Source organism: Streptococcus suis (genome assembly GCA_024583055.1).
Taxonomy (GTDB): Bacteria; Bacillota; Bacilli; order Lactobacillales; family Streptococcaceae; genus Streptococcus; species Streptococcus suis_V.
This window is the reverse complement of sequence record CP102145.1, coordinates 22,182-45,386: the sequence shown is the minus strand read 5'-3', so window position 1 is coordinate 45,386 and position 23,205 is coordinate 22,182. Positions and strand designations below refer to the sequence as shown.

At 45.0% G+C, this 23,205-nt stretch carries 20 protein-coding genes, 1 tRNA gene, 1 other RNA gene and 1 pseudogene; 5 read left to right on the top strand and 18 right to left on the bottom strand.

All coding sequences use genetic code 11. The features are described 5' to 3' along the window. Positions 1 to 10: 10 nt before the first annotated feature. From pyk to NQZ91_00220, 3 genes are all read right to left on the bottom strand, one after another. The gene (pyk, locus tag NQZ91_00230) at positions 11 to 1,516 is read right to left on the bottom strand and encodes a pyruvate kinase (protein ID UUM57849.1); all 1,506 of its coding nucleotides are present in this window, start codon (positions 1,514 to 1,516) and stop codon (positions 11 to 13) included. Between the two features lie 64 nt (positions 1,517 to 1,580). Further along, positions 1,581 to 2,591: a 6-phosphofructokinase gene (pfkA, locus tag NQZ91_00225; protein UUM57848.1), complete on the bottom strand. Its 1,011-nt coding sequence runs from the start codon at positions 2,589 to 2,591 to the stop codon at positions 1,581 to 1,583. Positions 2,592 to 2,670: 79 nt separating this feature from the next. Continuing rightward, positions 2,671 to 5,781: a DNA polymerase III subunit alpha gene (locus NQZ91_00220; protein UUM57847.1), complete on the bottom strand. Its 3,111-nt coding sequence runs from the start codon at positions 5,779 to 5,781 to the stop codon at positions 2,671 to 2,673. Positions 5,782 to 5,930: 149 nt separating this feature from the next. On the opposite strand from NQZ91_00220, the gene NQZ91_00215 reads away from it, so the two are divergent. From NQZ91_00215 to NQZ91_00205, 3 genes are read left to right on the top strand one after another with little or no spacing between them, the layout of a single operon-like run. Further along, positions 5,931 to 6,305: a GntR family transcriptional regulator gene (locus tag NQZ91_00215; protein ID UUM57846.1), complete on the top strand. Its 375-nt coding sequence runs from the start codon at positions 5,931 to 5,933 to the stop codon at positions 6,303 to 6,305. Next, positions 6,298 to 7,005 carry an ABC transporter ATP-binding protein gene (locus NQZ91_00210; GenBank protein UUM57845.1) on the top strand — a complete coding sequence of 236 codons (708 nt, stop codon included), beginning with the start codon at positions 6,298 to 6,300 and terminating at the stop codon, positions 7,003 to 7,005. Before NQZ91_00215 ends, NQZ91_00210 begins: the two co-directional genes overlap by 8 nt. A 17-nt stretch (positions 7,006 to 7,022) precedes the next feature. Further along, on the top strand, positions 7,023 to 7,790 hold the full coding sequence (locus NQZ91_00205; GenBank protein UUM57844.1) for an ABC transporter permease: 768 nt from the start codon (positions 7,023 to 7,025) through the stop codon (positions 7,788 to 7,790). Between the two features lie 96 nt (positions 7,791 to 7,886). On the opposite strand, the gene NQZ91_00200 is transcribed toward NQZ91_00205, so the two are convergent. Both NQZ91_00200 and ssrA read right to left on the bottom strand, forming a co-directional pair. Then, positions 7,887 to 7,974, bottom strand: a tRNA-Ser gene (locus tag NQZ91_00200). Positions 7,975 to 7,976: 2 nt separating this feature from the next. Beyond that, positions 7,977 to 8,326: a transfer-messenger RNA gene (gene ssrA / locus NQZ91_00195) on the bottom strand. A gap of 105 nt (positions 8,327 to 8,431) precedes the next feature. Here ssrA and NQZ91_00190 point away from each other — a divergent pair. Next, positions 8,432 to 9,025 (top strand): TVP38/TMEM64 family protein, encoded by a 594-nt coding sequence (locus NQZ91_00190; GenBank protein ID UUM57843.1) that lies wholly within the window; start codon positions 8,432 to 8,434, stop codon positions 9,023 to 9,025. 189 nt (positions 9,026 to 9,214) lie between these two features. Here NQZ91_00190 and NQZ91_00185 read toward each other — a convergent pair whose 3' ends face one another. From NQZ91_00185 to dnaG, 13 genes and pseudogenes are all read right to left on the bottom strand, one after another. Then, on the bottom strand, positions 9,215 to 9,913 hold the full coding sequence (locus NQZ91_00185) for a hypothetical protein (protein ID UUM57842.1): 699 nt from the start codon (positions 9,911 to 9,913) through the stop codon (positions 9,215 to 9,217). Between the two features lie 13 nt (positions 9,914 to 9,926). Continuing rightward, a pseudogene (locus tag NQZ91_00180) lies at positions 9,927 to 10,802 on the bottom strand (ABC transporter ATP-binding protein). 1 nt (position 10,803) lies between these two features. Further along, on the bottom strand, positions 10,804 to 10,965 hold the full coding sequence (locus NQZ91_00175; GenBank protein UUM57841.1) for a hypothetical protein: 162 nt from the start codon (positions 10,963 to 10,965) through the stop codon (positions 10,804 to 10,806). Positions 10,966 to 11,018: 53 nt separating this feature from the next. Next, positions 11,019 to 11,324 (bottom strand): hypothetical protein, encoded by a 306-nt coding sequence (locus tag NQZ91_00170; protein ID UUM57840.1) that lies wholly within the window; start codon positions 11,322 to 11,324, stop codon positions 11,019 to 11,021. A 120-nt stretch (positions 11,325 to 11,444) separates the two neighbouring features. Then, a complete protein-coding gene (aguB, locus tag NQZ91_00165; protein UUM57839.1) occupies positions 11,445 to 12,320 on the bottom strand; it encodes an N-carbamoylputrescine amidase in 876 nt (291 codons plus the stop codon). Further along, positions 12,317 to 13,420, bottom strand: coding sequence for an agmatine deiminase (gene aguA, locus NQZ91_00160; protein ID UUM57838.1), 1,104 nt, complete (start codon positions 13,418 to 13,420; stop codon positions 12,317 to 12,319). The genes aguB and aguA overlap by 4 nt, the downstream gene beginning before the upstream one ends. Beyond that, on the bottom strand, positions 13,417 to 14,544 hold the full coding sequence (gene nspC / locus NQZ91_00155; protein ID UUM57837.1) for a carboxynorspermidine decarboxylase: 1,128 nt from the start codon (positions 14,542 to 14,544) through the stop codon (positions 13,417 to 13,419). The genes aguA and nspC overlap by 4 nt, the downstream gene beginning before the upstream one ends. Continuing rightward, positions 14,545 to 15,804 carry a saccharopine dehydrogenase family protein gene (locus NQZ91_00150; protein ID UUM57836.1) on the bottom strand — a complete coding sequence of 420 codons (1,260 nt, stop codon included), beginning with the start codon at positions 15,802 to 15,804 and terminating at the stop codon, positions 14,545 to 14,547. It lies immediately after the preceding gene. Further along, positions 15,804 to 16,661: a polyamine aminopropyltransferase gene (gene speE, locus NQZ91_00145; GenBank protein UUM57835.1), complete on the bottom strand. Its 858-nt coding sequence runs from the start codon at positions 16,659 to 16,661 to the stop codon at positions 15,804 to 15,806. The genes NQZ91_00150 and speE overlap by 1 nt, the downstream gene beginning before the upstream one ends. A 2-nt stretch (positions 16,662 to 16,663) precedes the next feature. Then, positions 16,664 to 18,112, bottom strand: coding sequence for an aminotransferase class I/II-fold pyridoxal phosphate-dependent enzyme (locus NQZ91_00140; GenBank protein ID UUM57834.1), 1,449 nt, complete (start codon positions 18,110 to 18,112; stop codon positions 16,664 to 16,666). A 520-nt stretch (positions 18,113 to 18,632) separates the two neighbouring features. Further along, complete coding sequence (locus NQZ91_00135) at positions 18,633 to 18,956, bottom strand: metal-sulfur cluster assembly factor (GenBank protein ID UUM57833.1); 324 nt, start codon at positions 18,954 to 18,956, stop codon at positions 18,633 to 18,635. A gap of 780 nt (positions 18,957 to 19,736) precedes the next feature. Then, complete coding sequence (gene rpoD, locus NQZ91_00130; GenBank protein ID UUM57832.1) at positions 19,737 to 20,855, bottom strand: RNA polymerase sigma factor RpoD; 1,119 nt, start codon at positions 20,853 to 20,855, stop codon at positions 19,737 to 19,739. 2 nt (positions 20,856 to 20,857) lie between these two features. Then, entirely contained in the window at positions 20,858 to 22,648 is a 1,791-nt protein-coding gene (dnaG, locus tag NQZ91_00125) for a DNA primase (protein ID UUM57831.1), read from the bottom strand. Positions 22,649 to 22,810: 162 nt separating this feature from the next. Between dnaG and mscL the strand changes: the two genes are divergently transcribed. Beyond that, the gene (mscL, locus tag NQZ91_00120) at positions 22,811 to 23,170 is read left to right on the top strand and encodes a large conductance mechanosensitive channel protein MscL (protein UUM57830.1); all 360 of its coding nucleotides are present in this window, start codon (positions 22,811 to 22,813) and stop codon (positions 23,168 to 23,170) included. The last annotated feature ends 35 nt before the right edge of the window (positions 23,171 to 23,205 follow it).

Genomic DNA, 23,205 nt, shown 5'->3' with positions numbered 1-23,205 from the left:
AATTTAATTATTATTGTACGGTGCGCACACGCATTGTGTTTGTAGAACCTGCTACACCTACTGGTACACCAGCAACGATTACAATGTTATCACCTGCAACAACAAGTCCTTCTTCCTTAGCAATACGCTCAGCCAAGTCGAACATATCGTCTGTTGAATTTGGACGATCTGTCACAACTGGGATGACACCCCAGTTAAGCATCAATGATTTTTGAACTTTCTCAGTGAAAGTAATTGCCAAGATGTCTGCATCTGGACGGTATTTAGAGATAGCACGCGCAGTGTAACCAGTTTCTGAAACTGTTACGACCAACTTGATATCCATTGAGTGGCAAGCATCTTTAACCGCAGATGCCACAACCTCAGTTTTAGATGAACGGTTGAAAGTGTCAGAGTTCAAACGACCGTACTCGTTAAGAAGAGTTTGTGCATTTTTGTTAACAGTTGCCATAGTGCGAACTGATTCAACTGGGTATTTACCGTTAGCTGACTCACCTGAAAGCATAGTAGCATCTGTACCGTCGATAACAGCGTTGAAGACGTCAGAGATTTCTGAACGAGTTGCACGTGGCTTGTCAGTCATTGTTTCCAACATGTTTGTAGCTGTGATAACTGCTTTACCAGCTGCATTGACTTTCTTGATAATCATTTTTTGGTAAACTGGAACCATTTCAAATGGTACTTCGATACCCATGTCACCACGTGCAATCATGATACCATCTGAAGCTTCGATGATTTCATCAATATTGTCGATACCTTGTTGGTTTTCGATTTTGGAGAAGAGTTGTACGTGTTCGTTACCAGTCTCTTTCAAGATAGCACGAACTGACTCAACGTCTTGTGCAGTACGAACGAATGAGATAGCGATGAAGTTAAGACCTTGTTCCAAACCGAAACGGATATCCGCATCGTCACGCTCAGCAAGCGCTGGGAAAGGAATCTTAGTGTAAGGAATGTTTACACCTTTTTGCTTAGCAATAACGCCATCGTTCTCAACACCAACGATAAATTCACGTTTTTCTTCATCTTTGGCAATAACAGTCAAACCTAGTTTACCATCGTCAACAAGAATTTGCTTACCAACTTCAACGTCATCGAAGATGTCTAGGCCACCAGCAACGTTCAAGGCAATCACTTCTTGAGTTGACTTGATACCTTGTTTTGTAGCAACACGCAATTGGTCACCAGTCTTATAAGCGTACTCACCTTCGCCTGATTCGAACAATTCAGTACGGATTTCAGGACCTTTTGTATCAAGCAAGAAACCTACTTTTTTGCAAGCGATTTCTTCTGCGCGACGTACAGTTGCCATACGTGCACCTTGCTCAGCATGGTCACCATGTGAGAAGTTGAAACGGAAAACGTTAGCACCTTCAGTAATCAATTGAGCGATTTTTTCAGCTGATGCTTCAACATCCAACTGCTCACCCCAGTAACCTGACTCACCGAATTTCTTACCACCGCGGAATTCTACCGCAGGACCAAGGGTTGCAACGATTTTAACACGTTTGTTCATCTTAACTAAACTCCTTCTTATTTCTGGTCTTATGACCTTAATAACTAATTTTCTAGACTATCTATTAGATAGACAAGTTACGGTTCAACTCAGCCATGTCAAGGTCTGCTTTGTGCGGATTGTTAACGACAATCTTACCTTCAGCAGTGAGGCTAAACAAGGCACCTTCTTCGTTAGTACCAAGGATTGGGTTTTCCACCATTTGCTCATTGCGGATACCGACAGCAAGTCCACCACGGCCTTCTTTGAGCAATTTAACAGCGTGAGCACCCATACGTGACGCAAGAACGCGGTCACGAGCTGTTGGTGAACCACCACGTTGGATGTGACCAAGTTCAGTCACACGAAGGTCACTTGTGTCACCAGCTGCTTTCAATTCTTCAGCAAATTGAGCTGCTGGCATAACACCTTCTGCCAAGACAATAATGCTATGTTTCTTACCATTGTCATAACCTGCCTTGATGCGAGCAACAATATCCTTGATGTCAAACTCTTCTTCCGGCACAACGATAACGTCCGCACCTGATGCGATACCTGACCAAAGGGCAATGTCACCTGCATGGCGACCCATTACTTCGATCACAAAGGTACGACGGTGACTAGAAGATGTATCACGAATCTTATCAATGGCATCCATAGCTGTAGTCACAGCTGTATCAAAACCGATGGTAAAGTCTGTTCCTACGATATCATTATCGATTGTTCCTGGCAAACCAATTGCTGGGAAACCATGCTCTGTCAGACGCATCGCACCGTGGTAAGAACCGTCACCACCGATAACAACAACGCCTTCAATACCATGTTTTTTCAGCTGTTCAATCCCTTTTAATTGACCTTCCAATTGGGCAAATTCAGGATAACGAGCTGAACCGAGGAAGGTACCACCACGAGAAATGATATCTCCTACTGAGCGTGCAGACAATTCATGGATATCTCCGGCAACCATTCCAGCATAGCCCTCATTGATACCGTATACTTCCATTCCTTCTGAGATTGCTTGGCGAACAACTGCACGAATGGCAGCATTCATACCAGGTGCGTCACCACCACTGGTCAAAACACCAATACGCTTCATTATATGCTCCTTCAATTTTCAATTTAACTGCCTTATTATAACACACTTGACTAGATCTTGCTCGTCTTTTTACGCTTTTTCAACGAAAAACCGTTTTCATAGCAAATTCAGCCAACTCTTGCTCTAATTGAGGCGTTTTCATCACTTGAAACTGGTCTACCTGAATGGTCTGATTGCTGTCTTGGTAATGCAGAACGACAGGAATTGATCCCTTATATTTGGCTAAAATTCGAGCAACTGCATGGTCATGCTCCCGGTTTTCCAGTAAAATCCACAGCTTTTCCAGACTGACTATTTCTAACTTGTCAGCCACCAGTTGTAACTGTCCCTCCCTTTCCTGGACCTTGCCAGTTACGTAGAGGATATCCCCTTCCTTCAAGAACTGCCCTGTCTGTTGGTAGAGTTCCGGAAAGACCGTGACTTCCGATTTATCTTTCATATCGGTCACTTGTAGAAAGGCCATGGGCTGACCCGATTTCTTGGTCCGAATCCGGCGGATAGACTGAACTTGTATCAGGATGGTCACCCGATTTCCAGCCACCAAATCGCCTAAATCGGTCACAGGACGCTGGGTCTCCTGTCGGAGCTTAATCAGAGGATGAGGACTGATACCGATACCTAGCACGGCCTGTTCCAGTTGGTATTTTTCACTACCATTAAAGTCGTCCGACTGGAGCCAGCTATAGGTCTCCTCCGCAAAAAAGCTACCAAAAGCATCTGCAAAGACAAAGAGATTGTCCAGATTTTCTACTATCTTCTTGCGATTGGACTCAAATTCATCAAATAAACCGATGTGAATGAGCGGAGTCAGCAAGTCCTTCTTTTTATACTGGGCAGGCAGTTTCAAGATAAAATCTTCGACCGACTTGTAGGGACGGTTTTCAATCAACCAGAGGGAGAAATCCTTGGGCAGACCCTTGATATTTTTCAAGCCTAGATAAATCTTGGACTTGTCGAACTTGTCATAGTAGGGAATGGTGTTCATCGACAACCTAGCCACCTGAAAGTCAAATTGCAGGGCATCCGTGATATAGGTACTGCTAGAGAAATTCAGCATGACATCAAAGAAGATGTCCGGATAATGGGTCTTGAAATAGGCCATTTGGAAGGCCAGGGCCGAATAGGCGTAGGCATGACTGCGGTTAAATCCATAACCTGCAAACTTGGCCATCATGGCAAAAATCTTCTTGGCCTTGGTTTCCTCATGTCCATTGGCTAGCGCTCCTGCCAGAAAAGCCGCCTCCATGGCCTGCATCTCCTCTGCCTTTTTCTTGGACATGGCCCTGCGGAGCAAATCAGCTTTCCCCAGAGTAAACCCAGCATAAACCTGGGCTATCTGCATGACCTGCTCCTGGTAGAGCATAATACCATAGGTTGGTCGGAGAATGTTTGCAATGGACGAATCCAGCAAATCAATCTCTTCCTGACCTTGCTTGCGTTTGACAAAATTATCGATATAGTCGCTGGCACCTGGTCGGTTGAGACTGGTTGTCGCTACCACATCTTCAAATCGGTTGGGCTTGACCCTCTGGAGGAGATTGATAGCTCCCGGTTGTTCAAACTGGAAGATTCCCTTGGTTTTGCCAGCAGCAAAGAGCGCCAAGGTAGGCGAATCTTCCAGGTCAATACCGGCAATATCAATAGTTTTCCCATATTTATCAGCCACAGCTTGGGCCATTTTTTGGACAAAGGTCAGGTTACGCAGGCCCAAGAAGTCCATTTTCAACAGACCATTGGCCTCGACAGCATGGGCGTCATACTGGGTAATCAGCATGTCCTCACCCATTTTTAGGGGAATAGTATCCGTCAGCTCTTCATCACTCATAACGACACCGGCTGCATGGATAGAGGTCTGGCGAGGCTGCCCTTCAATCTGCTGGGCAATAGCAAAGGCCTTCTGGTACTCTATTTTACTGTTGATGAGCTGGCGGAAGGAAGCATTGCGCTGATAGGCTGATGCAAGACTGTCTTTAAAAGAAATCTTGCGGGTAATGTTGGTCAACTCGTATTCGGGCGTGCCAAAGCGTTTGAAAACATCCCTTATAGCCTGCTTGGCACCAAAGGTCGAATAGGTCACAATTTGGGCAGCATGGGTCGAGCCATAACGGTCACGAACATAGTGGATAAAGTCTGGTCGATGAATATCCGGAATATCGATATCAATATCCGGCATGGAATAGCGTTCTTCATTTAGGAACCGTTCGAAGAGCAGATTGTGCTTGACCGGGTCAATGCCTGTGATATTGAGAGCATAGGCCACCAAGCTCCCTACTGCAGACCCCCGTCCCATTCCCATATAGTAGCCCTGGCTACGTCCAAAGCGCAAGAGGTCCCAGACGATAAGGAAATAGTCATCAAAGCCCATCTTGTGAATGACAGCCAATTCCCTATCCAATCGCTCTTGATAATCCGGCTCAAATAAGCCTTTTTCTCGCAAGCCTGCCTCAGCCTGCTCGCGGAGTTCTTCTACTGCCGACCGTTGTCTGTTGAAACGTGGTAATTTGAGACTTTTGTCCAAATCATAGGAAATACCTTGAACCAGTTTTTCCAGATTGACCACTGCCTGTGGAAAGCGGCTGCTAAACAAGTCTTTCAGACTATCTGCCGATAAAAGGACCTGGCCTGGCTCCAAGTCAGGGACTTGGTTGAGCTGGACATTATCCCGAATTGCCCTCAGCACCTGGAGGGCCTGAGCCTGCTCTCGCTCAAACAAACGAACGGGATAGAGAGGCAAGATAGGTTGTGTAAACTCTTGGACAGGTGTTTCCAGGCCTACGCCAATATAAAAATCCAGCCCCAGGTCTAACTGGTCAATTCCTGGAAAATAAGGCAGGATAAGGGCCACATCTTGCAGATACTGACGAATGCTCTCAAAATCATCCTGTCCCAGCATCTTAGCTGTTGATATCTTAAGGAGATTGCGATAGCCAGTCGTAGACAGGGCTACTAATTTCGTGGCAATTGGATGCTCATAGCCAGCCAAATCCCAATCGCACTCACAACCAATGACAGGCTGTAGACCAACTAATTGACAGCTTTCCATAAAACTGTAGGCTGCATAGAGATTATCCCTATCCATCATCCCAATGGTCCGATAGCCCAGCTCTTTGGCCTGCTGGACATAGCGGTCAATGGTGACCATGCTATCCATAAAGGTATAGACGGTTTTGGTATCTAATTGTGCTAGCATGGCTACCTCCTTTTTCTATATTATATCAAAAATTCCTTCTAATTTTTTTCAAAATATCGTCTCTTTTCGCTTGCATTCTTAAAAACATTATTGTATTATGTAATCAGAACAAGAACACAGGGAGTCTGTCTCCCAGAAAGGATTCTCTTATGGCTTGGAAATTTGATAACAATATGCCCATCTATATCCAAATCACCAATACAATTAAATTACAAATTGTAACCAATCAATTAAAACCTGGAGATAAGTTGCCAACCGTGCGGGACCTGGCTGAAATTGCCGGTGTCAACCCAAACACGGTCCAGCGGGCCCTGTCCGACTTGGAGGCAGAAGGTTTTGTCTACTCCGTCCGCACAACAGGCCGCTATGTGACAGACAACCAGGAACTGATTACTCAGACCCGCCTCCACCTGGCGCAAAAGGAATTGGAAAACTTTGTCAACAATATGCTGGACCTCGGTTTTAGCCAGGACGAATTGACCGAACGATTGGATGATTATTTGAAAGGAATTAGCTATGAATAACCCATATACTTTAGTCGAACTGCAACAAGTTTCAAAATCTTATGGCGGAGCTGTTGCCCTCAACAATGTCAACCTGAAATTAGGCGCTGGAAAAATCATCGGTCTCTTGGGTCCAAACGGTTCTGGTAAGACCACTCTCATCAAGCTCTTAAACGGTTTGCTCCAACCTGAATATGGCCAAATCCTTATCAACGGCCGCACTCCTTCACCAGAGACCAAGGCTATCGTGTCCTATCTGCCAGATACGACCTATCTGAACGAACATATGAAGGTTTCAGATGCCCTCACATTCTTCACGGATTTTTACGCAGATTTTGACAAGGAACGGGCCATCCATCTCTTGCAGGACCTAGGAATTGACCTCAACGCCCGCATGAAACACCTGTCAAAAGGAAACAAGGAAAAGGTGCAGTTGATTTTGGTCATGAGCCGCCAGGCCCAGCTCTATGTCTTGGATGAGCCAATCGGTGGTGTAGACCCTGCAGCCCGCGACTACATCCTCACAACTATTGTCAACAACTATTCGCCTACTTCTTCTGTCATCATCTCTACCCACTTGATTTCAGATGTAGAGCAAATTTTGGATGAGGTCATCTTTCTTCATTATGGAAGTGTTATTCGTCAAGGAAATGTCGACGATTTGCGGATTGAAACGGGTGAGTCTATCGATCAACTCTTCCGTCAGGATTTCAAAGCTTAGTCAAATAGGAGATAATTATGTTTAAGAAATTGGTAAAATACGAATTCCAATCTGTGGGCAAGTGGTACTTCGGCATCTATGCCGGAACCCTAGCTTTAGCCACTGTGCTTGCTTTTTGGGTACAAGCCATATCCAGCCGTTCTGATCAGCCTGAAATAGCTGAAGGGATTTTCGTGGGATCCGCCTTCATGATTTTCGGTATCCTAGTAGCAGCCCTCTTCCTCTCAACCTTCCTTATGATTATCAATCGTTTCCGGAAAAATGTCTATGGTAGAGAGGGCTATTTGACCATGACCCTACCTGTCACTGAGCACCAAATCATCCTCAGCAAGCTCTTCGCCTCTCTAGTTTGGTATCTCTTGTCTGTTGTTACAGCCGTTCTTTCCATTGGTATCGTCATGACAGTCCTCCTGATAAACACCGGCGAGGTTCTTCCAGAGCTACAAGTTGTTCTGGAACAGATAAATGTGGCATCACTAGCTACCTACTTGATTGACAGTTTTATCGGTGCCATTACTTGGATTCTGCTTATCTATTTTTCAGTTTCTGTCGGTCAACTCTTCAAGGACCACCGTCTCCTGTTCGCGATTATCACCTATATCGGCATTACAACCGTGGTCGGCATTTTGACGAATCTGCTGTATTTCAATAATCTGGAAGGAATGGTCGGTTCATCCTTATCACTCTATCCAAACCCAGTAATGGTCCTAATCAACATTATATTGGCCTTCGCCTACTACTTTGGTACCCATTACATCATGACCAAGAAATTGAACCTGCAATAAGAAGAAAAACGCTCTCTGCCAGTTACTTTTGTAGCTAGTAGAGAGCCTTATTTTGCCAAAGAAAAAGAACAGTCATTGCTGTTCCTTCATTCTATACGGAAGACATGGGATTCGAACCCACGCACGCTGTTACACGCCTACCGCGTTTCCAACACGGCCTCTTGAGCCTCTTGAGTAATCTTCCATATATGGAGCTGGTGGGAGTCGAACCCACGTCCAAACACCTGCTAACTTATTCGTCTACAACCATAGGTTATGCATTTGCTTTAATCAGACTGACGAGACATAACTCAACTCTTCAGCTGACGAGCCTATGAAACTCTTTTGATTTAGCTAGGCAATAAATCAACGTAGCTTGCTATTTTAAGACCAATCAGCAAAGGCAAGCACTCTGCGATTGGTCACGCAGGCAGGTTATTAAGCTGCTAATGCGTAAGTGTTTGTATTTTTTGCAGTTATATTTAACTGGCATTTTTACATCTGCCGATGAGTTGCAGAACAAGCCTCATAATGCCTGTCGAATCCGTAACAACCCCGTAGGTTTGATACTTGGTTAGTATAACAGATTTTAGTAAAAATTGCAAGACTGCAATCGCTTAATTTCATTTTCAAATTTTCTAGAAATATGGTAAAGTAATATCATGTACAAATTCTCTCAAAAAGCCATCCAGGTCCTAAGCGTTCTAACCTTGATTGGAACGGCTGTTTTCCTCTTTTGGCTCTATAAAATCGGGATTCTAAATGACCAAAATGTCCTCAGTCACTTCATCAAGAGTCAAGGGGCACTGGGTAGTCTGTCCTTTTTATTGCTACAAATCATTCAGGTTGTTTTCCCTATTATTCCCGGGGGCGTTACTACTGTTGTTGGCTTTTTAGTATTTGATTTTTGGTGGGGATTTTTGCTCAATTACATTGGTATTTTTGTCGGCGGTATTATCCTCTTCTGGTTGGCCAGACGCTACGGCAAAAAATTCTGCCTGCTCTTTATGTCTGAAGAAACCTTCTACAAATATGAAAGCAAGATTGACAACAAGCGCGGTTACGAGATATTCTTTATCCTCTGTATGCTATCGCCCATTTCGCCTGCGGATATCGTTGTCATGATTACAGGATTGACCAGTATGAGCTACCGAAAATTCATTCTCATCACCTTCCTCTGCCGTCCGGTTTCCATCGTTGCCTATAGTTATTTTTGGATTTACGGTAGCCAATGGCTAAATCATCTTCTTGGATAAATCAACCCTAGTTCTCATTGAAAACTAGGGTTTTCACTTGCTTATTTTTAAATAGCTCTTAGAAAAGAGACCGAAAACTACTGCACTGATGACTTGTAAAATCAGTGCCTTACTGATTAAAATGAGGTTTAAACGGCCTACAGGACTGCTGGTCAGGAGAGCACTAGATACCAAAATCGGAAAATCTGCCTAGGAACTATAGTTCAGTAGCTTGACCATTACCCAAGAAATGAAAGCCCAAATAGCCAATAAATAAAAGGAAATACTAAAATGCAGGAGACTAATCTGGTAGGTATAGGCCTTTCTAGATAGATTGATTGTAAATAAGAGTCCACGATGATAATGCTGATCAGCCACCAGTAGCCAGGTTGCTAAAACAGTCGCCAGAACAGGAAGTAACCACATGAGGTAGGGCAGGACTTGATAGAGAGGCAAGTGAAAATCTTTAGGAGCCTGGGGATAATGAAAGGCCAGATTCCTGACTCGAATTTCCTCCAAAATAAACTCCTTTTCCATCAAGCTCGCTGCACTCACCTCACTCACCGTCCCACCCTCTGCTATGTGTCCCAACAAATGCCTGTAAACATCTCCTTTCAGACCAAGGACTCGATGATTCTGACCTTCCTTGTGACTAGCCTCCAAATAACTATCTACCAGCCAAACCAATGCCTGCTCATAATCCTCTTTACCAGCTGGCAACTGTTTTTCCTGATGGTTCATGGATAGCTGGGCATTTTTCTTCAGGGTCAGGAAAAATTGTCGGTCTTGCATTGCCAGCTTTTGCGAAGATAATTGATTACGAAAGGCTAGTGAGAATAGGATACCGAGGATTAAGACAAGGCAGACCAAGAGAATATGCTGGCGATAAAAGTGCTTGACAAATAGCAAAAACAGGGCCACCTCAGTCACCTACCTTTCGATCAAAGTGCACCATATAGAGTTCCCCAGAATCATTTTCCTGACGTTCAACTGTAAGTATGGTAACCGAAGAAGCCTGAATAGCTTTCAAGGCCGCATCCAGGCTGAGCACAGATGTAGCCAGCACCAATTGAGGACCAACTTGCTGAAGTGCCAGAGATGACCCCAGTTGGTCCAAAAACCTTCCATTGTCTGAAGCCTCAATCTTGTAGCATTGCTTGGTTTTATCCATCTCATAGGCTATCAAGCGACCATTTTTGAGAAAGAGAAGCTGGCGCGTCAACTGGTCCACTTCCTTGAGCTGATGAGAAGAAATGATAATCGTAGTGCCCCCTTCTGCCATCTTTTTGAGGAGATGCCTAGTTTCAATGTAACTTGTCGGATCCAGACCATTCAAAGGCTCATCCAGCAACAGGAGCTTGGGGTAGTTCATGATTGTAATCGCCAAGAGTAAATGTTGTTTCATACCTAAGGAATAGGTCTTGACAGGCGCTTTTACATAAACGGAGATGCCTATCTCCTCAATCACTTGTTCTATCCGCTCGTTTGGCAATTTCTAGACTTGCTGGCCTAGCTTAAGATGGTCCCAGCCAGTCAGTTCTGGATACAGGACACAGTTATCCTGCAAGTAGGAAAAAGACCGGTAATAACCTTGGTGCCCCGGCTTCAGCCACAGCACCTCAATAGATCCTTGTTCAGGCGCCTGGAGGTGGGCAATACAGTCCAGCAAGGTTGTCTTACCCGAACCATTGGGACCAATCAAGGCCCAGATTCCAGGTTGTTCTATTTCTAAATTCAGATGATTTAAAACCTGTTTGCCTTTATAGGATTTACTAGGATTTTCTATTTTCAAGCGCATACTAAACCTCCTGTGATGATAGCAGGCTATAGACATGATATCCTGTCACTAAGACAGAAGAAATTCCCAGGCAGATGAGACCTTGTGGCAGGTTAACGTCTGCCAAATTGTTTTGTAAAAAGAGACTGCCCGTCACCACCCGAACAACCTGCCAATAAGTCATGGGATTCCAGGGATGGAGAAAAAAGCTAGCCCCAAGCAAGATGTCTAGACCGATCATGATTCCTGCTCAATCGCCTGGATTTCTGCATCAATCTCTGAAGTGGTCCGCTCCAGAAAATCTCTTTCAAAGTCATAGTCCTCCTGGCTGAGATTCCCCTGCTGAAAATTAGTTTCAACAATCTTTTCCAAGATTTGCATCAGGTCACGACGAAAGAGTTGGTAATCCAAGAAAGATTGTTTGGCTTGACTGAATTGATAAGAGGCGTAAACCGGGGAGAACAAACAATAAAACAAGAAGAAAATCCCCAGAACAAAAGGCAGTCTGCGCTTTAAAAATAATCTTAGTTCCAAACAAAACATGACGACCTCCTGATTAGATATTCTTTCATTTATATATCAATATTATATAAATACTATCCTTGTGTAAACTATATATGGGCAAGAAAAAACTTAGCCCCCCAAAGGAAACTAAGTTGATGGTTATTCTGTTATGCGGCTGTACATGTGCGGTCTACGATCTCTGAAAAGTCCCCAGTCCAAGCGCTCACGCGCACCCTTGTCCAAATCATAAGTGGCAAGCAAGACAACTTCTTCCTCTCGTCCCGCTTGTTCAATCAATTCACCTGTTTCATCTGTCATAAAGGACGAACCATAAAAACGCAGGCTAGAAGACTGTCCTCCATTTTCTGCAGAAGGTTGTACTTCTTCCAAGCCAATCCTATTGGCCGCAATGACCGGGGTGATATTGGCCGCAGCATGGCCCTGCATGGTCCGCTGCCAATGACCTTGGCTATCCGTATCCAGAATGGGCTCCGAACCGATGGCTGTTGGATAAAAGAGTAATTCCGCCCCATTCAAAGCTAGGCAGCGAGCTGTTTCTGGAAACCATTGGTCCCAACAGATGCCAATCCCAATCTTGGCATAACGAGTCTCCCAGACCTTGAATCCAGTATTTCCAGGTGTGAAGTAAAACTTCTCCTGGTAATAATGATCGTCAGGAATATGGGTCTTGCGGTAAACTCCCAATACACTACCATCTGCATCAATAACAGCAATTGAATTATACAAGCTATTACCATCTTTTTCATAGAAGGAAATAGGCAAAACGACCTGTAATTCTTTGGCGATAGGTATAAAGTGCTGAACAGCATCGTTTTCCTCTACAGACTTGGCAAAGTTGTAATAGTCATACTGGCGTTCTTGACAAAAATAAGGACGCTCAAAAAGTTCGGGTAGGAGGATAATCTGCGCTCCCTGATTAGCAGCCTGTCTGACCAAACGCTCTGCGGTCGCCAGATTTTCCCAAAGGTCCTGACTACAGTGCATCTGGACAGCAGCAACAGTAACATTTCTCATTCGCTTTCCTTTCTAAATCGGGGAATCTGCTGGGTGATACAGTGAATATTCCCACCCCCAAGCAGGATGTCGCGGGCTGGTATGCCGACGACTTTCCTTGTCGGAAAAAGCTGCGCTAGAAGCTCAAGTGCCTGCGCATCATGCTTATCATCAAACTGCGGCACCAAGACAGCACCGTTGCTGACGTAATAATTTACATAGGAAGCCGCCAAGCGTTCACCTGCTGTTCGTTCTTCTTCCCCCGCTTCATAAACATAGCCTGGCAAATCCTCTTCTGTCACCAGAATGGGATTTTTGGGAATTGGCAGTTTGTGGACGATCAACTTTCTGCCCTTAGCATCTACTTGTTCTTCCAAGTAGTCCAAATCAGCCTTGGACATGGCATATTGGGGGTCTGCCTCATCATCTGTCCAGGCTAAAACTATCTCAGCTGGACCAACAAAGACTGCAACATTGTCCACGTGTTCATTGGTTTCATCATTGAAGATACCATAAGGCAGCCAGAGAACCTTTTCAGCACCTAGACTATCTAGAAGTACTTGCTCAATCCGGTCCTTGGTCAAATGGGGATTGCGGCCTGGGCTGAGCAAACAGGATTCGGTCACCAAGATGGTTCCTTCACCGTCACTATGAATGGCTCCACCTTCTAGGACATAGGGATGGGCATCATGGACTGGCAGACCGATGGCCTGACTAAATCGACTAGCCACCTGATCATCTGCTTCGTAGTCCTGATAAAGACCATCATAGCTTCCGCCCCAAGCGTTAAAGGCCCAATCAACAGACAAAGCTCTGCCATTTTCATTGACCAAAACCGTCGGACCTGTATCACGCGCCCAAGCGTCGTTGGTGGGGATGTCCAGATAGGTAACACCATCACCCAGCATGGATTGGGCCTCCTCACGATGTACCTCGTCCACCAAAAGATAGACCTGCTCGCTTTCAGCAATGGTTTTAATGACCTGGCTAAAGGCTTTTTTTGCCCCCTGACCATCAAAGGGCCAGGATCCTGGGCGAGTCGGCCACACCATTAGGGTTCCATGATGGGGCTCATACTCAGCAGGCATGCGGTAACCCGCTGCTTTGGGACTTTCTATCATGACAACCTCCCCTTGAAATCTTCATAGCCAAATTCCTTGATAATACGGCAGTTACCAGACTTGTCCATGAGGGCCAGACTAGGCAGACCAATGCCGTTAAAGGTATTATTTTTAACGAAAGAATAGATGGCCATGTCCTCAAAATAGAGTTTGTCACCAATCTCCACAGGCTTTTCAAAGGAATAATCGCCGATGATGTCGCCCGTCAGACAGGTATTGGAAGACAGTCGGTAAGTATAGGCCTTTTCACCAGCCTCAAAGCCATGCCGAAGCGGTGGGCGATAGGGCATTTCCAAGACATCTGGCATGTGACAGGTAGCTGATGCGTCTAATACTAGTGTTTCAATACCATTTTCGACAATATCTAAAACTTCTGTCACCAAATAGCCTGCATTGAGAGCAATAGCTTCTCCTGGCTCGATGTAGACTTCCAGCCCATAAGTTTCCTGCATGTGTTGAATTGAGGAAATCAGCAATTCAACATCATAATCTTCTCTGGTCACATGATGACCACCACCCATATTGAGCCATTTAATACGGTGTAGATAAGGGCCGAATTTATCCTCAACAGACTCCAAGGTGGTTTTCAAATCATCGGAATTTTGCTCGCAGAGAGTATGGAAATGCAGGCCATCCACCAAGTCTAGCAGGTCTTCTGAAAACTGACTGATACGGACACCAAAACGAGAGCCTGTTGCACAAGGGTCATAGAGTGCATGTTCACCTTGGGTGGAACATTCTGGATTGATCCGCAGGCCGACACTAACTCCAGCTGCTCGGCATTTGTCAACGTGCTTGCGGAGTTGGCGCTCTGAGTTAAAGACGATATGGTCTGCAATTTCCAAAATCTCCTCCAAATCCGCATCCTTGAAGGCTGGAGCAAAGACATGGACTTCACCCCCAAATTCCTCACGACCCAGCTTGGCTTCATAGAGACCTGATGCGGTGGTTCCAGCAAGGTATTGACTAATTAGTGGATAGGTGGCATACATGGAAAAGGCTTTTTGGGCCAAAAGTACCTTACAGCCTGTACGGTCTTGGACAGACTTGAGAATTTTTAAATTGTTGACCAGCTTGGCTTCATCAATGACATAGGCTGGCGTTGGGACTTGATCGATTCTCATCTAGTCCACCAAAACTGGATTTTCTACTACCTGCCAAGGTAGACCATACTGGTTGAGCAGGTCCATAAATGGATCTGGATCCAATTCCTCCAAGTTGTAAACGCCTGGTTTCTTCCAGGTTCCATCCATGACAAGCTTGGTTCCAATCATAGCTGGTACGCCAGTTGTGTAAGAAATAGCCTGTGAACCAACTTCCTTGTAACATTCCTGGTGGTCACAAACATTGTAAATGTAGATAGTTTTCTCTACACCGTCTTTGACACCAGTGAAAATACAACCAATATTGGTTTTCCCAACAGTACGTGGACCTAGGCTAGCTGGGTCTGGCAATAATGCTTTGAGGAATTGGATAGGCACTACTTCTTGTCCATTAAAGTTGATTGGATCCGTACGCAAGAGGCCAACATTTTCCAAGCATTTCATGTGGGTCAAGTAAGACTGACCAAAGGTCATGAAGAAACGAATGCGTTTGACACCTGGAATATTCTTAGCCAGCGATTCGATTTCTTCATGGTGGAGGAGGTACATATCCTTCTGACCCACTTCTGGGAAGTCATATTCTCGCTTGATAGACATGGCTTCCACTTCTACCCATTTGCCATTTTCCCAGTAGGAGCCTGGGGCTGAAACTTCACGCAGGTTGATTTCAGGGTTAAAGTTGGTCGCAAATGGATAGCCGTGGTCTCCACCGTTACAGTCTAGGATGTCGATATAGTGGATTTCATCGAAATAGTGTTTCAATGCGTAGGCTGAAAAAACACTGGTCACGCCTGGATCAAATCCGGATCCCAAAAGTGCTATCAGCCCTGCTTTTTCAAAACGCTCCTTATAAGCCCACTGCCATGAGTAGTCAAAGTAGGCCGTAAAGCCCTCTTCAGCACAGCGTTTTTCGTAGATGGCCCGCCATTCAGGGTCTTCTGTATCCTCGCACTCGTAGTTGGCCGTGTCAATATAGTCCACGCCAGTCGCCAAGCAAGCGTCCATAATGGTCAAATCTTGGTAAGGCAGGGCAACGTTCAAGACAGCTTTTGGCTGGTAGCTTTCAATCAAGGCAATCACTTCTTCTACCTTGTCCGCATCCACTTGGGCAGTTTCAATTTTTACGGAAGTTTTTCCTTCTAAGGCAGCCTTCACATCATCACATTTGGACTTGGTACGGCTGGCAATCATGACTTCCTTGAAGGTATCTTCTGCCTGGCAAACCTTGCTGATGGCAACTTGGGCAACTCCGCCACAACCAATAACTAACAAACGACTCATTATTTTTTCTCCTCTTCTTCTAAAATGTCTTCTACATAGCGGGGCAAGAGAAATGCTCCGATATGGAGGTTAGCTGTATAATATTCTGTGAAAAGCTCGCGCGCTTTCCATTTTTCCTTGTCAAAATCTTCAATGGGATGGTATTTTTTAGAGGCAAAGCCAAATAACCAATAACCCGCCGCAGATGTCGGAATATGGGCCTGATAAACACGGCTGATAGGGAAGGATTGGGTCGCCTTCCGATGCATGGAACGAAAAGCCGACTCATCTTCGTCATAAAATGGCGAACCATGTTGGTAAACCATGATGCCATCTTCCTTCAAAGCTCGGTAGGCGTTACCGTAAAATTCCTTGGTAAACAAACCTTCCGTGTGTCCAAATGGATCTGTCGCATCGTTGATGATGATGTCATATTCGTTCTCACAGTTGCGCAAGAAACGCAAACCATCCTGTAAATAGACCTCAACCCGCTCATCTTCTAAGCCAGTTGCATAGTCTGGGAAATATTCCCGACAGACCTCCACCAAGAGTTCATCTGGCTCTACAACGTCAATACGTTCGATTTCAGGATACAGACTGAGAACTTGGGCAACACCACCATCTCCCCCACCCAGAATCAAGATTTTCTTGGGATTGGGATGGACGGCCATGGGCACATGGACAGCCATTTCGTTGTAAACAAAATCATCTGCATCTGAAAAGAGAACCCGACCGTTAAGTGTCAAAATCTTTCCAAAAGCTGGTGAGTCCAATACAGCAATGTCCTGAAATTCACTCTTGCCAGCGTAGAGCTGCTGGCTAGTCCGAATGGATAACTTGACATCTGGCGTTTGGACTTCTGAAAACCACATTTCCATCTTTAACCCTCCTTAATGACATTGATGTAGTTGACATCTGGATCTTCGGTACCTTGGACAGAACAACCACGCTCCTTGGCAAAGATGATGTAATCAACAATTTCCTGAGTCACTCGTTCACCTGGAGCTAAAAGCGGAATACCAGGAGGGTAGCACATGACAAATTCCCCGCAGACCTGACCAACTGCTTCCTGTAACGAGCGACTCTCCCGCTCAGCATAAAAGGCTTGCTGCGGTGACAAAACCAGCTGCGGCTGGATGTATTCTCCCGAAATCAAATCCGAACCATCTTGAGAATACAAACGCTTGATGTCAGCCAAAGCACCCACCAGCCGCTCAATGTCCTGCAAGCGGTCACCGATTGAAATATAGGCCAAGATATTGCCAATGTCGCCAAATTCAATCTGGATGTCATACTCATCCCGCAACAAATCATAGACCTCAATTCCTGTCAGACCAATGCCCTGCGTATAGATGGAGAGCTTGGTTACATCAAAATCATGCACCGTTTTGCCATCAATCAATTCCTTAGAATAGGCATAGTAGCCACCGATAGCGTTGATTTCACGACGAGCATACTCAGACATTTCAATGACTTTTTCAAAGGATTCTTTGCCACGAAGGGCCAGATTTCTCCGTGAAATATCCAAACTAGCCAGCAAGAGATAGGAGGCAGACGTTGACTGGGTCAGGTTGATAATCTGGCGGACATACTCCACATTCATATCAGGACCGACCAATAGGAGCGAACTTTGGGTCAGACTGCCACCTGATTTGTGCATAGAAACAGCTGCCATATCAGCCCCCACATCCATAGCCGCCGCTGGCAATTGGTCCGAAAAATGCAAATGCGCACCATGAGCCTCATCGACTAATACTTTCATGCCCGCTGCGTGAGCTTTCTCAGTCAATGTACGCAGGTCTGAGCAGATACCATAGTAGGTCGGATTGTTGATCAAGACAGCAACCGCATCAGGATGCTCAGAAATAGCCCGTTCAAAGGCATCATTTTCCAAGGCAAGAGCAATACCAATCCGTGGCTCCACACTCATATCCACATAGACTGGTATAGCTCCGCATAGGACCAAAGCATTGAGGGCGGACTTGTGGACATTTCGAGGAAGGATAATTTTATCGCCCGCCTTACAGGTCGCCAGAATCATGGTCTGGACGGAAGAGGTTGTCCCTCCAACCATGAGAAAGGCATGGCTGGCACCAAAGGCTTCCGCAGCCAATTCCTCGGCCTCTCGGATAATGGAGACTGGATGTCCCAGATTGTCCAAAGGTTTCATAGAATTAACATCAATACCAACACATTTCTCTCCTAACAGTTCGACCAACTCTGGATTTCCACGGCCCCGTTTGTGTCCTGGGACATCAAAAGGGACAATCCGTTTTCGGCGTAACTGTACCAATCCCTGATAAATAGGGGCTTGGTGTTGATTTTTCATATTGAAAAACTCCTTTGCTTGATGGACTCCTACACTTTTTTAAAAAAGCAAAAAGAGCAGGGTTCATCCTGCTCTACAATCCAAATTGACGTTTTTTATTCTTCTCTTGAGTTTATGTGCCTACCGTTTCCTACTCTCCAGTGCAAATATATACGTACTTTATTGACCGTTTCACAAGATGACGTGTGCTTTCACCACACTGACAAAATTAGAAATTAGGAAAAACTTCCCAACATCAACTTATAAAATGTAGGCTTTTAACCCTATCAATAATGTGGCTTACGCCACGCTTCGGCATTCGACCCGCCTGTCCGTAGGCTTCGGTTATGATCAATAGCGGAGCTACTCATCCCATATAGGTCTGATATTTGCTAGAATAGGTTTAATAACTTTTCCTAGGCATGATAAGTGTACCATCATTCCTACTATTTAGCAAGAACTTTTTGATAGTTTCAACAAAATTGTCAAAAAAATCCGTACAAAAACAGAAAAAACAGTCTCAATATTCGAGACTGTTTAATTATTTAATCCCAAGTGCAATTCGAGCATAACGACTCATTTTTTGAACAGTCCAAGCTGGTGACCAAACCAGTCTCACATCTACTTCTGTTACTTCAGGAACATCCTTCAGTACATCATGAATTTGATCGGTAATTAGATCAGCCAAAGGGCAGCCCATTGTGGTCAAGGTCATGTCAATTTCAGCCTTGCCCTCAATAAAACGAATTTCGTAGACCAAACCAAGATTGATAATATCGATCCCAAGTTCTGGGTCAATCACATCTTCAAGAGCTTGAAAAATACGCTCCTGAATGTCTTTAATCTGATCTTCTGTATAAGCCATTTTCAATCACTCTCTTTCTTTGCTAAAAATATAACTGGTATCAACAGCCCGGGGAAATAAGACTAACGGAAGTCAGTCTGAGTTTGTAGACAAGGTCTCTTTTGGGCTCCGCTCACAAAATAAACTAAATTTTTATTTTTTCTTAGAAGAGCTACTTACTTTATTTACCTAAAACATATTTTGTCTACGTTCTAAGACTAACGGAAATCAGTATCCTTGTAATTCACCGGACATTAGCACACTATCTTATTTTCGGGCGGGTTTCAACAGTCTGGGGAGAGACTGTTGAAAGTGGGAAATAAAACTGACGAAAGTCAGCATCCTCGCGCTAAACGTCCATTAGACTTATCTCGCTTTAGAGTTTTCAGCGAGCGACCTGATAAGTACCAATGGCATACGCTCCCTTTCCTATTTCAAGGGGAGCGGTTGATTTTGTCTCCCAGACAGCCTGCTCTCTTATTTTCAAGCAGGCTTCAACAGTCTGGGAGACTGTTGAAGGTTGGAGATGAAACAAACGAAGTTTGTGTCAAAACCTCCCCCGGAGGTTAGCCTCGCTTTCCTATTTCTAGGCTCGGGTTAAAACACCACGTGGTTAGCCTGCGTTCTCAATTCTTAGCAGGTATTGAGTACGCTCGTTTCTTATTTTCAGCGAGCGGTTAAAATAGCCCACTGGGCGTTACGCTCCCTTTCTAATTTCAAGGGGAGCGGTTAAAAACCTCCCCCAAACCCTCGCTCGTTTCCTGTTTTCAGCGAGCGGTTGATTTTGTCTCCCAGACAAAATCAATCCTCAATAAAATCTCTGAGTGGTTTGCTGCGAGATGGGTGGCGGAGTTTGCGGAGGGCTTTGGCTTCGATTTGGCGGATGCGTTCGCGGGTTACGTTAAAGACCTTGCCCACATCTTCCAAGGTGCGCATTTTTCCATCATCCAGTCCAAAGCGCAGGCGGAGAACATTTTCCTCGCGGTCAGTCAAGGTATCCAGAACCTCGTCCAATTGTTCACGGAGAACGACGCGGGTTGTGTAATCAACTGGATTTTCAATTACTTCGTCCTCGATGAAATCCCCCAAATGGCTGTCATCTTCCTCACCAATTGGTGTTTCCAGAGACACAGGCTCTTGAGCAATTTTCAAAATTTCACGCACTTTTTCAGGCGTCATATCCATACGCTCAGCAATTTGTTCTGGCGTTGGGTCTTGGCCAAGTTCCTGCAAGAGGTTGCGTTGCTCACGGACCAACTTGTTAATGGTTTCCACCATGTGCACAGGAATACGGATGGTACGAGCCTGGTCCGCAATGGCGCGGGTAATGGCCTGACGAATCCACCAAGTCGCATAGGTCGAGAATTTGAACCCTTTCGAGTAATCAAATTTATCAACGGCCTTCATCAAGCCCATATTGCCTTCTTGAATCAAATCAAGGAACTGCATACCACGACCAACATAACGCTTGGCAATAGATACCACCAAACGCAGGTTGGCCTCAGCCAAACGTTGCTTGGCCTCAGGATCGCCCGCCTCAACAGCAAGCGCCAATTCCTGCTCTTCTTCGTTGGTCAAGAGGGGAACAACACCGATTTCCTTGAGGTACATGCGAACTGGGTCATTGACCTTGGCAGAGTTGCTGCCAAGTAATTCCTCATCAGAAAGTTCTGGCTCTTCCTCTACCTGCATAGCACGCGCAGAAGGATTTCCTTCCTTGTCCACAATAGAAATCCCTGCGTCTTGGATACGCTGAAGAAGGTCATCGATGCCGTCCGCATCCAAGGTGAAAGGAATGACAAGCTGGTCATTGATTTCGTCATCTGTCGCAGAACCCTGCTTTTTATGATTGCGGATAAATTCTGCAACTTGGACATCAAAAGTGGTCACTTCATTTTTCTTGTCTTTTTTATTTGTCATCTTTACTCCATTTGTTTTCTTCGATTGAGGAGTTCTTGCAACTCATCAAGGGCAATGTCTGTATTTCCCACATGGGAATGCTCACGAATGGCTCGTGCAGCATGCTGGTTTTCTTTTTTTAGCAATTCTCGATCCCGACTGACCAGTAATTCCTCTACTTCATGAGTAGCAACCTCCTCTGGCAAGCGTTCTTCCAGGACCCGGTACCAGGCCTGTTGGGCACTATCACTGACTTGGGATAATTCAAAGCTGGAAATCTCACCATTCTTCTTCAAGAGCTGAAAGAGTTCCTCCAATTCAGGCGTCGCAAAGGCAAAATCCTCTCTCAGCCGAAATTCGTTGAGAATGTAGGGATGTTCAGCCATCCGATAGAGCAGGTGATTTTCTGTCCGAACCAAGCTAGTCACTCGCGGAACAACCTGCAGGTCCGGCAAATTTTTTGCCTCAGAAAAGGACTGTTGGGCCTGCTGACTGCGTTGCTGGCGGTGCGTGAGGCGAACGTTGTTGACCGCCTGCTCCACCTGACCATAGTCAAAATCAGACAAGAGGTCTGCTACCTTGTAGATATAGGAATTCTGGGCCGTAATAGACTGAACCTTGGCAATGATAGGGGTAATTTTTTCCACAAAATCAATCTGCATCTGCAAATTATCAGGATTTTCCGGCTTGAGATAGTTGATTAAAAACTCAACCGCACTAATGCGCGATTTGGTCAAAACCTGCTCAAGAGCCACCTCAGAGTTCTTCTGCAAAAACTCATCGGGGTCCATATTGTCTGGCAGACTGACAATCTCCACTTGGAAATCCTGCAATTCGTCCAAAGCCTTAATGGTAGCAGCCTGTCCCGCCTTATCACCATCATAGGTCAGGACAACCTTCTTACAATACTTGGACAGGTGGGTCACGTGCTCACGGGTCAAAGCCGTTCCCATAGAGGCTACCGCATTCTCAATTCCTGCACGATGGGCCGCAATAACATCCAGAAAGCCCTCCATCAGATAGACCTCGTGCTGTTTCTTGATGACAGCTTTTGCCCTATCCAAATGATATAGTTCGTAACTTTTATTGAAAATTACAGTGCTACGCGAATTTTTGTACTTGGCCAGCTGCTTATTCTCCCGGTCCGTCTCTGTCCAGACACGACCAGAAAAGGCAATAACCCGACCGTATTCGTCGGTCAAGGGGAAAATAATTCTACCGTGGAAGGAATCATAGATTCTATTATGGTCACCAGGATGGAAAAGACCCGATTGCAAGAGGGCGCCTTCCTCAAACTGGCTGGACAATTTTTGATAGAGGATATTTTGCTGGTCAGGGGCCAGGCCTATTTGAAAGGTTTTGATGACTTCATCTGTCAGGCCGCGCTGGTGGAGATAGTTTCTCGCTTCCTCTCCCATCTTGGTCGTCATGAGCAAGGCATGATAAAACTTAGCTGCCTCAGTGTGAATATCGTAGAGAACCTGGTTGGGATTGGCAACTTTCTCAGCCCGCTGAAATTGCGGACTGGTTTCTAGGACAATTCCCGCCTTTTGAGCGACAATCTGTACCGCATCCCCAAAGGTCACGCCCTGTATTTCCTCGATAAACTTGAAGACATCCCCTGACTTCCCACAGCCGAAACAATGATAGAATTGCTTATCCTCCACCACATTGAAGGAAGGAGTTTTCTCACCGTGGAAGGGACAAAGTCCCAGAAAATTGCGTCCAGCCTTGGTCAGGGCAACCGACTCACCGATAATATCAACAATATTGACAGCCTGTTTAATATCATTGATTTTTTCTTTTGATACCATCGGTCACCTCCTCACAAATACAGAGAATACGCACATTTTAACATTCTATATTGTATAACAAATTTCTAGAAATGTAAAATGTTCGAGACATATTACTTGAAAAATAAATGTAAGTGTATATAATAGATAGAGTAAAAATTTATGAAAGGACATATTTAGGATATGTTGAAAGATTTAAAAGCATTTTTGTTCCAAGGTAACGTTATTGACCTTGCTGTCGCAGTTATCTTCGGTGCTGCCTTCAAAGCCATCATCGATTCATTCGTTGCTGATTTGATTACTCCCCTCTTGTTGAACCCAGCTTTGAAAGCTGCTGGTGCAGAAAAGATTGCTGATTTGAGCTGGAACGGTGTTACTTACGGTAACTTCTTGAGCGCTGTTATCAACTTCTTAATCATCGGTACTGTTCTTTTCTTCATCGTTAAAGCTGCAGAAAAAGCAATGCCTAAGAAAGAAGCTGCTCCTGCTGGTCCAACTCAAGAAGAATTGCTTGCAGAAATCCGCGACTTGTTGAAAAAATAATCAATAAGATAGTGAAACAGGCCCTGTGCCTGTTT